The sequence below is a fragment of the Caldivirga sp. UBA161 genome (assembly GCF_002506515.1).
GTDB lineage: Archaea > Thermoproteota > Thermoprotei > Thermoproteales > Thermocladiaceae > Caldivirga.
On sequence record NZ_DAXS01000007.1, the window covers coordinates 1,170 to 13,981 of the forward strand.

The 12,812-nt window shown below is 42.3% G+C and carries 16 protein-coding genes; 11 read left to right on the forward strand and 5 right to left on the reverse strand.

Annotated features, from left to right (window positions below):
* Window positions 1–707 precede the first annotated feature (707 nt).
* The 3 genes from BP896_RS00860 to BP896_RS00870 all read right to left on the reverse strand — a co-directional run bounded on the left by BP896_RS00860 (window position 708) and on the right by BP896_RS00870 (window position 2,401).
* Window positions 708–920 (reverse strand): hypothetical protein, encoded by a 213-nt coding sequence (locus BP896_RS00860; RefSeq protein WP_291764701.1) that lies wholly within the window; start codon window positions 918–920, stop codon window positions 708–710.
* Between the two features lie 495 nt (window positions 921–1,415).
* The gene (locus BP896_RS00865; RefSeq protein ID WP_291764703.1) at window positions 1,416–1,556 is read right to left on the reverse strand and encodes a hypothetical protein; all 141 of its coding nucleotides are present in this window, start codon (window positions 1,554–1,556) and stop codon (window positions 1,416–1,418) included.
* Window positions 1,557–2,077: 521 nt separating this feature from the next.
* Window positions 2,078–2,401 (reverse strand): hypothetical protein, encoded by a 324-nt coding sequence (locus BP896_RS00870; RefSeq protein ID WP_291764705.1) that lies wholly within the window; start codon window positions 2,399–2,401, stop codon window positions 2,078–2,080.
* 126 nt (window positions 2,402–2,527) lie between these two features.
* Here BP896_RS00870 and BP896_RS00875 point away from each other — a divergent pair, with 126 nt between their 5' ends.
* The 8 genes from BP896_RS00875 to BP896_RS00910 all read left to right on the forward strand — a co-directional run bounded on the left by BP896_RS00875 (window position 2,528) and on the right by BP896_RS00910 (window position 7,530).
* Window positions 2,528–2,911: a hypothetical protein gene (locus tag BP896_RS00875; protein ID WP_291764706.1), complete on the forward strand. Its 384-nt coding sequence runs from the start codon at window positions 2,528–2,530 to the stop codon at window positions 2,909–2,911.
* Window positions 2,912–2,951: 40 nt separating this feature from the next.
* Window positions 2,952–3,383, forward strand: a complete 432-nt coding sequence (gene rplX / locus BP896_RS00880) for a 50S ribosomal protein L24 (RefSeq protein WP_291764708.1) — start codon at window positions 2,952–2,954, stop codon at window positions 3,381–3,383.
* A complete protein-coding gene (locus BP896_RS00885) occupies window positions 3,380–4,093 on the forward strand; it encodes a 30S ribosomal protein S4e (protein WP_291764710.1) in 714 nt (237 codons plus the stop codon). Before rplX ends, BP896_RS00885 begins: the two co-directional genes overlap by 4 nt.
* Before the next feature lie 92 nt (window positions 4,094–4,185).
* On the forward strand, window positions 4,186–4,686 hold the full coding sequence (locus BP896_RS00890) for a 50S ribosomal protein L5 (RefSeq protein ID WP_349681907.1): 501 nt from the start codon (window positions 4,186–4,188) through the stop codon (window positions 4,684–4,686).
* 86 nt (window positions 4,687–4,772) lie between these two features.
* On the forward strand, window positions 4,773–5,993 hold the full coding sequence (locus BP896_RS00895) for an Nre family DNA repair protein (RefSeq protein WP_291764712.1): 1,221 nt from the start codon (window positions 4,773–4,775) through the stop codon (window positions 5,991–5,993).
* Window positions 5,990–6,820 carry an SPL family radical SAM protein gene (locus tag BP896_RS00900; protein WP_291764714.1) on the forward strand — a complete coding sequence of 277 codons (831 nt, stop codon included), beginning with the start codon at window positions 5,990–5,992 and terminating at the stop codon, window positions 6,818–6,820. Before BP896_RS00895 ends, BP896_RS00900 begins: the two co-directional genes overlap by 4 nt.
* Window positions 6,821–7,054: 234 nt before the next feature.
* Window positions 7,055–7,180: a hypothetical protein gene (locus tag BP896_RS00905; RefSeq protein WP_291764716.1), complete on the forward strand. Its 126-nt coding sequence runs from the start codon at window positions 7,055–7,057 to the stop codon at window positions 7,178–7,180.
* Between the two features lie 8 nt (window positions 7,181–7,188).
* Window positions 7,189–7,530 (forward strand): hypothetical protein, encoded by a 342-nt coding sequence (locus BP896_RS00910; RefSeq protein ID WP_291764718.1) that lies wholly within the window; start codon window positions 7,189–7,191, stop codon window positions 7,528–7,530.
* Window positions 7,531–7,763: 233 nt separating this feature from the next.
* On the opposite strand, the gene BP896_RS00915 is transcribed toward BP896_RS00910, so the two are convergent.
* Together BP896_RS00915 and BP896_RS00920 are read right to left on the reverse strand one after the other, a co-directional pair.
* The gene (locus BP896_RS00915) at window positions 7,764–8,252 is read right to left on the reverse strand and encodes a DUF1286 domain-containing protein (RefSeq protein ID WP_291764719.1); all 489 of its coding nucleotides are present in this window, start codon (window positions 8,250–8,252) and stop codon (window positions 7,764–7,766) included.
* A 31-nt stretch (window positions 8,253–8,283) separates the two neighbouring features.
* Window positions 8,284–9,297 (reverse strand): pyridoxal phosphate-dependent aminotransferase, encoded by a 1,014-nt coding sequence (locus BP896_RS00920; protein ID WP_291764721.1) that lies wholly within the window; start codon window positions 9,295–9,297, stop codon window positions 8,284–8,286.
* 63 nt (window positions 9,298–9,360) lie between these two features.
* On the opposite strand from BP896_RS00920, the gene glpK reads away from it, so the two are divergent.
* Genes glpK through BP896_RS00935 form a run of 3 tightly spaced genes read left to right on the forward strand, consistent with a single transcriptional unit; the run spans window position 9,361 to window position 12,736 of the window.
* Window positions 9,361–10,932, forward strand: coding sequence for a glycerol kinase GlpK (gene glpK, locus BP896_RS00925; RefSeq protein WP_349681908.1), 1,572 nt, complete (start codon window positions 9,361–9,363; stop codon window positions 10,930–10,932).
* 40 nt (window positions 10,933–10,972) lie between these two features.
* Window positions 10,973–12,271, forward strand: a complete 1,299-nt coding sequence (locus BP896_RS00930) for an FAD-dependent oxidoreductase (protein ID WP_291764725.1) — start codon at window positions 10,973–10,975, stop codon at window positions 12,269–12,271.
* Window positions 12,272–12,736 carry an SRPBCC domain-containing protein gene (locus tag BP896_RS00935; protein WP_291764726.1) on the forward strand — a complete coding sequence of 155 codons (465 nt, stop codon included), beginning with the start codon at window positions 12,272–12,274 and terminating at the stop codon, window positions 12,734–12,736. It abuts the gene before it with no gap.
* Window positions 12,737–12,812 lie beyond the last annotated feature (76 nt).

Below are 12,812 nucleotides of genomic sequence, written 5' to 3' on the forward strand. Positions count from 1 at the left end.
GGCCTCATAGATTAATAACGCCATTGCCAACTCCTCATTGGCTGTATATGCATAAGCCAGTAGTAGGTTTAACCCTAATTCAGCTAACAATGATGTTAGCCTAGCTAATGAACCAGACTTATTAGGTAAGGCAATGAAGAATATGAAGACTCCATTAGGAGACGATAAAATACTCCTATATACATGACTAAAAACATTACTAACCTCACCAAGAGCAGTACTCAAAGATGCAAATTCCCCCNNCCCCCGTATACTCAGATTATGCATACCAGTAATACACTAGAATACTTAATAAATTTTACCCGCTATTTAGTATTTCTTAGTAATGTGTTAAATGATTTAAATATGACTTCCATCATTTTTTAAGTTTTACAACTCCCTGCAAACCACTTAACTGGAATAAAACGTAAGATGGGGATCTTTAGGAAGTGGGAGTATTAAGATCTTTCTATTCTTCCTAGGTATATTTAAGTTTATTAGCCATTATTTTGTACATTTCATTAAAAATTAAAATTCTTTACATCTCTTCTATTCTGTTATTCTATTGAGGAATGGCATCCATATTTTTAAATAATAAGTAGTATGTAGTATTTAGCATAGTATTAGTGAAGCTACGTATTTGCAGTAAAGTTCTTCCTTACCCATACCTTCCCTCTCCTGTCGTAGAGGGACCTAACTTTATTATAAATCTCTAGAATAATCTCTTTCTAGAACTCTTCATCTTTTTCAATAACCTTTCCCTCCTTAATTATCTGCAAAATGAATGGTACTCCATTCCTTAACTTCTTTAAGAACACTTCAGTATTCATGAAGACTGGATCCACTTTCAAGGGAACATCGTAATATCCTCCAGCTTCCGCATACCTAGCTTCCTCCAAGTCCCCCTCCGCCTGCCTCAACCAGTCCTCCACCCTCCTCACAGGATTCAGTCATGATGAGAAATATTAAACTTAGTGTAGAAGCCCATTATCTTCAAGCATAAGGCTGTCAGTGGGCTTAATTCTTTATTATTATTGTTCATATTAACGGCTCACCCAACTCTATATTCTAATTAATGCAGAATCTAATAAATCTTTATTATCCCTAAGCCGGGCTTAAAGGCTTCCCGAGTTCTGTGGCCTTGAGTTCCCTCACCGTAGTGGTTCACCCCGTTGCTTAGGGTTCATGACTCTACGGTTCTCGAAAACCCAGGGAGGCCATAATGAATCTAGGATGGCAAAATCACGCTTAGGTGAACAGTATGGTGAGTTAATAATTAATACATTACTTCACATTTAGCAATAAATTCACTTGAATCATGGGAGTATAGGTATTGTAATAAACCCACAGTATTGATTATGTTTGGCCCTTGAATTTGGCGTACCATCAACCACCTTTAACCACTTGGGTTATTTCAAGCATGAGCCCATGATCACCTACTGCCTACTTACGCTCCTAACCCAAACTCTACCGGATCCAAGCTTAACCAAACTAAATTCCCCTCTTCCCGAAAAACATACTGGTAAAACCCTAACCCTACTAGCACTAGCCTTAACGCCCTCATTAAAGTAGGACATGCCCAGTCTCCACGAGGATTCACTCATATAAAGAGTGGCTAGAAGGTTTAAAATCCTACATTTAATTAGAGATGTAATTGGTGTGTGGTGAGCCTAACAGGTAATGAGCCGCACTACCCGATGCTGGTGGTGGGCATTGAATAGTGCTGCCATCATCATGGAGGGCTCTAGAAGAGTGGCAGTAAGTCCTAGTGGGAAGAGACCCCCTCAGGGTAGAGAGCCGTCAGTATAATGAACCCAAGAGTAACCATAAAATACCTAGTTATTCACCCTCAAGTGAATTGTGCGTAGTTATAGGCGTGAGGTGGGAGGATTTATGGAATTACATTGACTTCATATTTTAGGTAATTGTGTTGAGGATGCTTACTGTTGATTCAATGTATATATGCTTCCATGAAGGATAAAGCATCATACCTCACGTTAATGCAGCCATCGTTAGGATTGAGAAGCTTATTAATGAGGTTCATAGTAGAGTTAGCAGTAAATTGAAATCACCAGACTAATTGATTTTTAAGTTAAGATTACTCAGACTCCTCTAGTGCAATTAATTCAATGAGCTTCTCTCCAAGGTACCTTTCCCCCCTTATTATTAAGTCGTCATTAGCCTCATCATAGTACTTCCTAATTAACTTAAGTACGTTAGCTAGGTTTACTTCATCATTCTCCTCAACTATGACTGGTCCATCTAATGTTGAATTCTCATACACTGTTATTAACTTATTTGAGTAATACATTATATCATACATTGCCACAATCTTACCATCCTCAACCTTCTTATATACTTGAACCTTAAGTAATGGTTCAGTTATACCATGCCTAACCCATTCATAGTACTTTATCTTCACGCAACCTAAATTAAAACACCCCTTTTAAAAGGCTTCTCAGTAGCCTCCTCATTGGCCTAATGAATTAAAATTACTTGCAGTAAATTATGAAGTTTCATTTATAAACCCATGAATCTCAATTAACTGATGCTTAATATTGATGAGTTAGTGGTGGAATTAATGAATACCTGCGGCTCCGGGAGCTTCCTTGATAGAATGCATTCTGAGGTTCAGAACACTATAATTGACGCCGCTGAATTAGGTATTAATAATGATGAGTTAATTAAGGTATTGGGCATATATGCCTTGGCTCAATCATTAAGGCTAATTAAGTTAAACGTAGGCGAGATTGAGCCGAATGAATCTCTAAGCGGTGAGTATATTATGGTTATTCAGTGTTTATTAAGGTCATTGAGGGGTTTAAGTGGAGAGTGTTCAATAAGTAATGAGTTATTGAGGAAGGCTTTTCAATACGCGTTATCACTAGTTAATGAAGTTAAGGGGCATTGCATTCAGGTGACTTATAGTTAATTTTATAAGGGCGATTAAGCGTGGGTTTAAGGATAATAACATGCCTGTGTTAACATCATCAAGCCAACCTAGGAAGCAGCATAAGGCGCTTGCCAAGGCACCCTGGCATGCTAGGCGTAAGTTATTGACTGCACCATTATCTAAGGATCTTCAGAGGCAATTGGGTATAAGGAGGATACCTGTTAGGGTTGGGGATACTGTTTTAATAATGAGGGGGGATTTTAAGGGTACTAGGGGTAAAGTGACTAGGGTTGATTACAGGAGGGTGAGGATATACGTTGACTCGGCATCATTCAAGAAACCCAGTGGTGAGGCTTTATATTACCCAATACACCCATCCAAGGTAATTATTGTGGAGCTTGACCAAAGCGATAAGGCTAGGGTTACTGCAATTGAGAGGATTAGGAAGGCTAGGGAGGCTAAGGCAGGTGGCAGGGAAGTTATAACACCTCAGCAGGGTGGTCAATCATGACGCACTTAAGGAGGTCGGCATCGCCTGAATGGTGGCCTGTGGAGAGGAAGGGGGTACCATGGTCAATTAAACCAAGCCCAGGCCCCCACCCAGCCAACTCAAGCATACCTCTTGCAGTGCTTCTTAGGGACGTATTCCACTATGCTAAGACGCTTAAGGAGGCGAGGTTAATAATAGGTAAGGGTTACGTTAAGATTGATGGTAAGGTTAGGAGGGATTACAAGTACCCAGTTGGCTTAATGGATGTTATTGAGTTAACACCAATAAGCGAATACTACAGGATTGTACCTGACCCAGTTAACTTCCTAAAACCCATTAAGATTGATAAGGCTGAGGCCGGTGTAAAGGTATGCAGAATTGAGGATAAGACCATGGTTAAGGCAGGTAAGATTCAGTTAAACCTACATGATGGGAGGAACATCATTGTTGACCAGGATGAGGGCAGGAAATATGAGACCCTTGGAAGCGTTGTAGTTAGCCTTGAGGACGGTAAGTTAATGGATTATTACCCAATGCAGCCTAACCAATACGTAATAGCCTTTAACGGTATTAACGTTGGGAAACACGGCACTTTAATTAACTGGGTTAGGTCATTTAAGAAGAGGGATGCTATAGCCACAGTTAAGGCTAAGGAGGGGGAGTTCAAAACAATCCTAGACTACCTACTGGTTATTGGTAAGGAATCACCAGTGGTAAAGGTGACTGAGTGATGCCGGCCATTGACCTATCAACTGTTGACTTAAGGACAATAAAACCCAGCGACCTGGACTGGAGGAAGTTCACGCTTGATGCAGGCCACCCAATGAGGAGGGTATTCATATGGAGCGTTGCCGTTAATATGGGGATTGGGCAGAGTGGCGAGAGGCTTGAGAAGGCTGCTAAGGTTATGGCGGAGTTAACCGGGAGGACGCCATCATATAGGCTTGCGCATAAGTCAATAAAGGACTTCGGAATAAGGAGGGGTGAGCCAATAGGCCTATTAGTCACCTTAAGGAAAAATGAGGCGGTCTGGTTCCTACTCAGGGCCTTAGCCGCAGTTGACTTCACGCTTAAGGAGGAGAGCTTCAATGCGGGTAATGTGAGCTTCGGGATTAGGGAACACATACTTGTGCCTGGCTCCAGGTATGAGCCGGCATTAGGCATATTTGGTTTTGATGTTGCAGTAACCTTAGCTAGACCTGGATATAGGGTTCAGTATAGGCGTAGGGCAAGGGCGGATGTAGGTAAGGCCCATAGGGTAACTAGGGAGGAGACCATTAGGTTCTTCCAGGACGTAATAGGAGTCAGGATACTTAAACGCTAGGCAGGGCACCATAAAACACATTAAGGTAAGTGCGTATTCACATTGAGTGAAAGGTATTTAACCATCCTAGGCGCTATTAATGTACAGTGCGTATTAATCCTGAATTATGCATTAGGTGCCGTGGGGAATATAACCTATGTGGATTAGCCTACTGCCCAATACTAGTGAATAAATGGACGCTTAGGAGGATTAAGCCTCTTGAGGGTAAGCAGGATGTTAATGGTTCCTCACCTCCAAGCGTCATGGTTGGTAGGTTAGGTTACCCTAAGGTTAGGGTTTACCCAGCCACCCCACCCACACATGGAAACACCAGTTGGCTTGAGGAGCCTAGGGTTTGGCTGAATATGAGGCTTGAAGATTTCCTATCAAGTAGGCTCACGTTAATTAGGGGTTCAATAGCCTTTAATATTAATGACCCAAGGAACCCACCTAGGCAACTTCACGATATACAGGTAATGGCTATTTCAAGCGGACCCGTGGATGCTGAATTAACATTAGCTAAGCCTATTAAGGGTAATGTAACCCTTAATGAACAGGAACCACCAATAGGCCCCTCAGCCCCATTAAGGAGCATTAAATTATCCACAACCCCTCAACCAACCAGGGCCGTGGAGAAGGCTTACTCGGACGTGGATTTAAAGGCTAATGATGCAGTTTGGATGCTTTATGGCTCAGGCATTGATGTTCACGTTATATCAAGGTTAATGAGCATTGGGGCTATAGGCAGGGGTAGGGCTAGGAGACTTGTACCAACAAGATGGTCTATAACCGCCGTTGATGAGGAGGTTTCAAATAGGCTTATTGATAAAGTTAAGGATTACCCAGAGTTAAGTGAGTACAGGGTTTACGTTAGGAGGAGTAACAGCAACTTATTCTTAGGTATACTTGCCCCACATACTTGGCTCTACGAGTGGGGTGAGGCATGGTGGCCTGGAAGCACTTGGAATACCTGGGGTAGTGAGCCAGTGGTTGAGGTTGATGCTGAAGGCTACTGGGGTAGGGATACGTATCCAAGCATTGGTGGATGCTACTACGCAGCCAGGCTAGCTGCAGCTGAGGCGCTTAATAGTATGCGTAGGCAGGCAGCCGTAATTCTTTGGAGGGAGATTTACCCAGGATTCAATATACCTGTTGGTGTTTGGTTCGTTAGGGAGAATGCTAGAGCCATGTTTAAGGGTGAGTACACAAGCTTCAGTAGCCTTGATGAAGCCCTCAAGTTTGCTTCAAGTCAACTTAAATTACCATTAGCAAAGTGGGCCTCAAAATCCTACGTATTAAGGAGGTTGAGGGAGGCTAGGTTACTATGAGTCTAATTATTAAGGAGATTAAGGTTAAGAGGGCTTTAAGTAAATCCGGCCTACCTGAATATGACTATGCCCTTAACCCATATTTAGGTTGCCAACATGGGTGCCTATACTGCTACGCAAGGGACTTCACCAAGGGGGAGCCGGCCATTAAGTGGGGTGAGGTTGTTTACGTTAAGGTTAATTTAATTGAGGTGCTCAGTAGTGAGGTTAAGGTGCTTAGGAGGGGTATTGTGGGATTATCGACAATAACTGACCCATATCAGCCAATTGAGTCGAAGTATAGGTTAAGTGAGAGGGCATTAAGCCTACTTTGTGATTCAGGGTTTCATGTTAGTGTTCAGACTAAGTCAGCCCTAGTGATTAGGGATATTGATGTCCTTAGGCAATGTGGTGAGATGGTTGATGTTGGCTTAACAATAACCACAATGAGGGATTCATATAAGTTAATTGAACCAAATACCCCAGCACCATTAGTTAGGGCAATGACCATTAGGAAGCTGGCTAAGGCTGGTGTGAGGACGTGGATATTCCTAGGCCCAATAATACCAGGCATTAATGACTCCAGGCTCGATTATGAGCCAATAATTAAACTGGCTAAGGAGACTAATAGCCAATTAATAATAGATAAGTTTAGGCCAAGGGAGATGGCGGTGAAATTAATGAAGGCTAAGTTAAACATTAACCCGACGCCAACTACCAATTGGTGGAGGAGGGTGGTGGATGAATTAACACAACTATGCAGTAGCTACGGTGTCAATTGTATTACCGAGGAGGATGAGTGGAGGAGTAGGCGTAGGGATAATTCAATACTTGATTACTTGAAATAATGAAATAGCCGCCCTTTAAAGGCTTATGGAGGATTAATTGAATTGAGGTGGGTTGAGTTATTAGTTAAGTATATTAATGAATGCGTGAGGGTTAAGTGTAAGTGATGATGGTTTGCAGCACTGATTACTGATGATGCCGCTGATTCCTGAGCTTACAGAGCGCTACCTCTACCCTATATAGAATACTAACTATATGCATATAAACTTTATTAATGCTTATTTGTAAGCCATCATATGGATAAGCCAGTGAAAATACTATTTACATGCGTTGAGAATGCTGCCAGAAGCCAGATGGCTGAGGCCTTTACCAGGCTGCTGGGTGTTGAGGCAATGAGTACTGGAACATTAATCCAACTGTAGTTGAGGTAATGAAGGAAGTTAATATTGATATTAGTGGGCATAAGCCTAAGTTACTGACCATGGATATGATTAAGTGGGCTGATGTGGTTGTGACCATGGGTTGCTCAATAGAGGAGGTTTGCCCAGCACCAATGTTAAGGGCCATGAAGGTTAAGCTCATTGAGTGGAATATTCCAGACCCTAAGGGTAAGCCCATTGATGAGGTTAGGAGTATTGCGAAGAGTAAGGTTGAAGAATTAATTAGCAGTATTAAGAATGGCGAATTAATGTTAAATTCAAGTAAGGAAAATATTACTAAGATTAACTTAAGTAGTGGTGATTACAGTAATAGATTAAGCAATACTGATTAATGCAATAAGAAGCCAATATTAATGCCTAATCAGTAATCGCCTCTAAAATCTAATTGATTATTGCTAATTCCCTAACCCTCATCCATTTTAATGACCCTATTTTAACCTAAGCTTCACCATTATTGGTATTGTAATACGCATTCATTAATGGATTGTTCATTCATAATGCTCATTTTTATGGTTAATTAAGTAATTATGCCATATTCATAAGTGAATTAGGAAGAGCATTTCCATTAATATATTATTAGTAGTGATTTTATTAGTAGCATTACCCCAATTATTATGAATAACCAGTTTAAGACGGGATTATTATACTTATAGTGAGCTAGGGCGAACCTAACCCACCTCCCCCTCCTCTTAACGTATATACCATTCTCAGTCAGCATATCCAGCAGCATATGGCTCCAACCAACTACAGGACCCATTAATACAATGATTAATGCCTTATATATGCCTATGGGTGACATATAGTAGAGGAATAAGGCAACCAGTATGCTTACGATTAAACCCACTGCAAATGACCTACCCATGGTGTGTGTTCTAGGTGATCTACGTGTGAATCCATTTCTCTCCTCATGGCCAAGCACATCTATGAGTAAGTTGATTAAGTATGATAAAACAATGGAGGACCCCAGGAGAAGGATAATATTGCTAATTCCCAAGGCTGACTCAATTAGTGCAGTTAAGCCTATTGAAAATATTATATGCGTCCTAAGCTTCATTAAGCTTAGGCTAAGCTTAGGCTAATTTAAGTTACTTGGTGCATAGGCCTTTAATCACATTAGCCACTATGTTAATTGCCTTAGTAAATGTATCATGATTAACCGAACCTAAGCCAACCCTAACCCCATTATTAATTCCGAAGTAGTAACCTGGGACAGTTAATACTCCTTTATTTAATAACTCATTAGCTAATTTAAGGCTACCTACATCACACTTAGTGGTGATGTAGGCTATGGGCATGTGGTTGAAGTAGGACACATTAATTAAGCCACCTAAGGATTCACTAATACTCATTAAGTACTCCCGATTGGGCATAATTATGCCTAGGTTCCTCCTCCTAAACCAATCCCTGTTCTGAAGTATTATAGAGGCGTAAGATGCTTCAAGCCCCATAACCAGTGGACTAACTAGGTCAATTACATTAACTGCCTTCTGAATCAACTCCTCATCACCAATAATCCAACCAATCTTAAATGAGTCAACAGTGTAGAACTTTGATGTACTGAAGGTGTATACTGTATTCTCCAGTGGTAGGTTGCGTAACTCATCCATGACAAACTCCAAGAATATTGAATCAATAATTAAGTATGAACTCTTCCTCCTCGCTTCATCAGCAATATCTCTAATCTCACTCCTACTTAAATACGCACCCAATGGATTATTTGGGTTAGAGAAGAATAATGCTGTCCTGGGTTTAACATAGTTAATTAATTCACTTAATCCATTACCTACATTAACTTCAACCTGCTTAAGCCCAAGGAAACCTGGCAGTATCCTAATTGGTTCATATTCAGGCACTACTGTTACAACCTGGTCAATCATACTCTTAATGGCGGATAAGGCGGCGAAATTACCCTCCTGTGTACCGTGCGTTAATGAGATAGCCTTAGTGGACGCATTGTAAATATTGCTTAACACCTCCATGATATTTGTGGGCTCACCCAACTGCTCAATATCACTCCTACTAATCGGTATCATACCGCTGCTGGCTATGTTTAAATCAGCCTTATGTTCACTCAGCCACCTGAAGTGCCCTATCTCCATATTGATGTTATGCGCAGTATGTATTTAAATATACGTGTAGTTAACCTTAATAACGTAAGTATGATTGAGGGCAGTTATGTTCTGGCAATAGATCAAGGCACTACCGGTACTAGGGCTGCCTTATTCAGCCGTGATGGCTCCTTAATTGGTTACGCCTACAATGAGCATGCCCAAATATACCCTAAGCCTGCGTGGGTTGAGCATAATCCATTGGAGATCTGGGAGAAGGTTAAGCTGGCTATTAAGGAGGTGATTGAGTACACTAAGGTTAACCCAAGGGAAATTGCAGCTATAGGAGTTACCAATCAGCGTGAGACAACAGTAATATGGGACCCCAGGAATGGCCAACCAGTTTATAATGCAATTGTTTGGCAGGATAGGAGGACATCACAGGCGGTTGATTATCTTAGGCAAAACTACTTAAATGTAATCCAGGAGAAGACTGGCCTAGTACCTGATGCCTACTTCTCCGGGACTAAAATCTGGTGGCTACTGGATAATGTACCTGGGCTTAGGGATAAGGCTAGGAGGGGTGAGGTGGTTTTCGGTACCATTGATACCTGGGTAATCTGGAACCTAACCAGGGGTAATAGGGATGTAGCCACCCCAGGGAGGGGTGGGGCTCATGTAACGGATTACAGTAATGCCTCCAGGACAATGATCTTCAACATTCATAGGCTTAACTGGGATAATGAGCTACTTGAGATTGAGGGTAAAATACCTGAGGATATATTACCATTACCAAGGCCATCAAGTGATAGTAACCTCTACGGGTACACTGGACCCGAGGTCTCCCAACTACTTGGTGGCGTTAGCATACCGGTGTGTGGGGATGCTGGTGATCAGCAGGCGGCATTATTTGGGCAGGTGGGTTTCGATACTGGGGAGGTTAAGTCAACCTACGGTACAGGAAACTTCATACTAATGAATACCGGTGATAAACCAGTTAAGTCTAGGATGAATCTATTAACAACAATCTACTACTCAATTAAGGAGGGTGAGGCTAAGTATGCGCTTGAGGGCAGCATATTCATAACCGGTGCTGCTGTGCAATGGTTAAGGGATGGCCTTAAGATAATTGAAGTATCAGATGAGGTGGAGCCATTGGCGGCCTCAGCATTAGATACAGGTGGCCTATACCTTGTACCAGCCTTCGTTGGGTTAGGTGCACCCTACTGGGATCAATACGCCCGGGGGCTCATAATAGGTATTACCCGCGGCACTGAGAGGAAGCATATTGCTAGGGCTGCCCTTGAGTCAATAGCTTACTTAACTAGGGATGTGCTTGAGGCAATGATGAATGATACGGGTATTAAAATACCTAGGATTAAGGTTGATGGTGGTGCGGCTAAGGATAATTTCCTAATGCAGTTTCAAGCTGACATAACAGGTATTGAGGTTTGGAGGCCCACAGTGTTTGAGACTACATCATTAGGCGCCGGTTACTTGGCTGGGTTAGCTGTTGGCTTCTGGAGGAGCCTCAATGAGATTAAGCAGAATTGGAAGCTTGATAGGGTTTTTAAGCCCAGGATGGATCCTGAAGCTAGGGAGAGGCTATATAGAGGTTGGAAGGCTGCTGTGCAGAGGGCTTTAGGGTGGGCTAAGGAGGTTCCATGGGCTTATGAACTTAGGTGATTAGTAATGCGTTTAAATGTAGAATATAAGCAAGGATTCAATGGTGGTTAAAAACCCAGATGTAGTTGTAATTGGCGGCGGGGTTAATGGCTTATTTGCAACTTTAGACTTATCATTAAGGGGCTTCCAAGTAATGCTACTGGAGCGGAGTGTTATTGGTAGTGGGGCAAGCGGTAGGATGCATGGCTTACTCCATAGTGGAGCCAGATACGTGGCAACTGACCCTAAGGCTGCAGTAGAGTGCGCTGAGGAGAATAGGATAATAGCAGGCATAGCCCCCCACGCGGTTGAGGATACTGGTGGCTACTATGTGGCTGTGGATAAGGATGATGAGGAGTATGTGGAGCAATTCATTAAGGGGTTGAGGGCAGTTAACATTAATTATAGGGAGGTTAACCCTGAGGATGCGCTTAGGGAGGAGCCTAACTTAAACCCTGAGGTTAAGGCTGTGGTTGAGGTTCCGGATAAGGTGGTTTTCGCTAAGGACCTAATGTTCAGTGTAGCTGTATCTGCATATAGGGAGGGGGCTTTAATAATTCAGGGGGCTGAGGTAGTGGGTTTGAATGTAAGTGGTGATTCAATTAATGAGGTTGTGGTTAAGGATCATGTGGCTGGTGATGTTAGGAGGATTAGGCCGAGGATTATTGTAGTTACCGCTGGCCCATGGACATATAGGGTGGTTAAGATGGTTAACATTGATGTTGATATGATGCCTACGATGGGTGTGATGGTTGTTTATAATCGTAGGTTAACGAGGAGGGTTATTAATAGGATGAGGATGCCCTCTGATGGTGACATACTCCTACCCTACGCATCATCATCGATAGTTGGGACTACCGCAGTCATAGTTGATGACCCAGATAACTTAACTATATCTGATGATGATGTTAATTTCCTTGCATCAGAGGGTTCAAGAATGGTTCCAGCATTACGTAAGGTGAGTGTAGTTAGGGCTTATGCATCAGTTAGGCCATTAATTAAGATGCCTGGGGTTAATGCAAGGGAGGCTGCCAGGGACTTCGCCATTATTAAACACGAGAAGCCAAGTAACCTAGTCTCAGTAATTGGGGGGAAATTCACCACAGGTAGGTTAGTGGGTGAGAGGCTTAGTGATGAGGTTAGCGGCCTACTGGGTTCAAGTAAGGGATCTATGACTAGGGATCACCCATTGTTTGGCGCTAACCTCTATGATGACTTAAGGGAATTGGATAATCCACTACGTAGCCTTGCCTCAGACTTTAAGGGCAGCATTGATGAGGAGAGGGGTAGGGCTGCTGCCTTAACGCTACTGCTTAGTGAAGTAGCTAAGAATAGTAGAAGGTTAATGGGGTGGTCTTAAGTGGTTAACCTACATTATGGTGGTTCATTCAACCTAACCAAACCCCAGCGGGAGGTTGCTGGGGCTTTATCTAATTTAGGCTTAATAATTAAATGCATACCCAACGTCACTGATTACGAGTTAATTAGTGAATCAAAGGCTAGGGTTAAGTTTAGGGTTGACTTAGGTGATGAGGTTCCAGTGGCGGAATTAAGGAGGGTAACATCAGACACCGTCATTGAGGTTATTGAGGCATCTGGAAATGGTGTTAAGTTGAGGGTGAGTGGTAGGGCTGCTGGTAGTTCAATAGAAGTTAACTTAAGCATAATCATCGAACCCAGTGATGGTGGCTCTAGGATTAATTGGAGTGCTGATGCGAGTTTAGGTAGGCTTCTCCAAATGATGAGTAGGTTCATTAACATTGACTCAATGGTTGAGAGGATAGCTAATGATACGGTTAATGGCATAGTTAAGTGCCTTAGTTAAGGGCACGGCATGAAAATGCATTATTATCAGGCCCAAGTTCCTCATCAATAATCAGTGGCCTGCAGCTTTAACATCA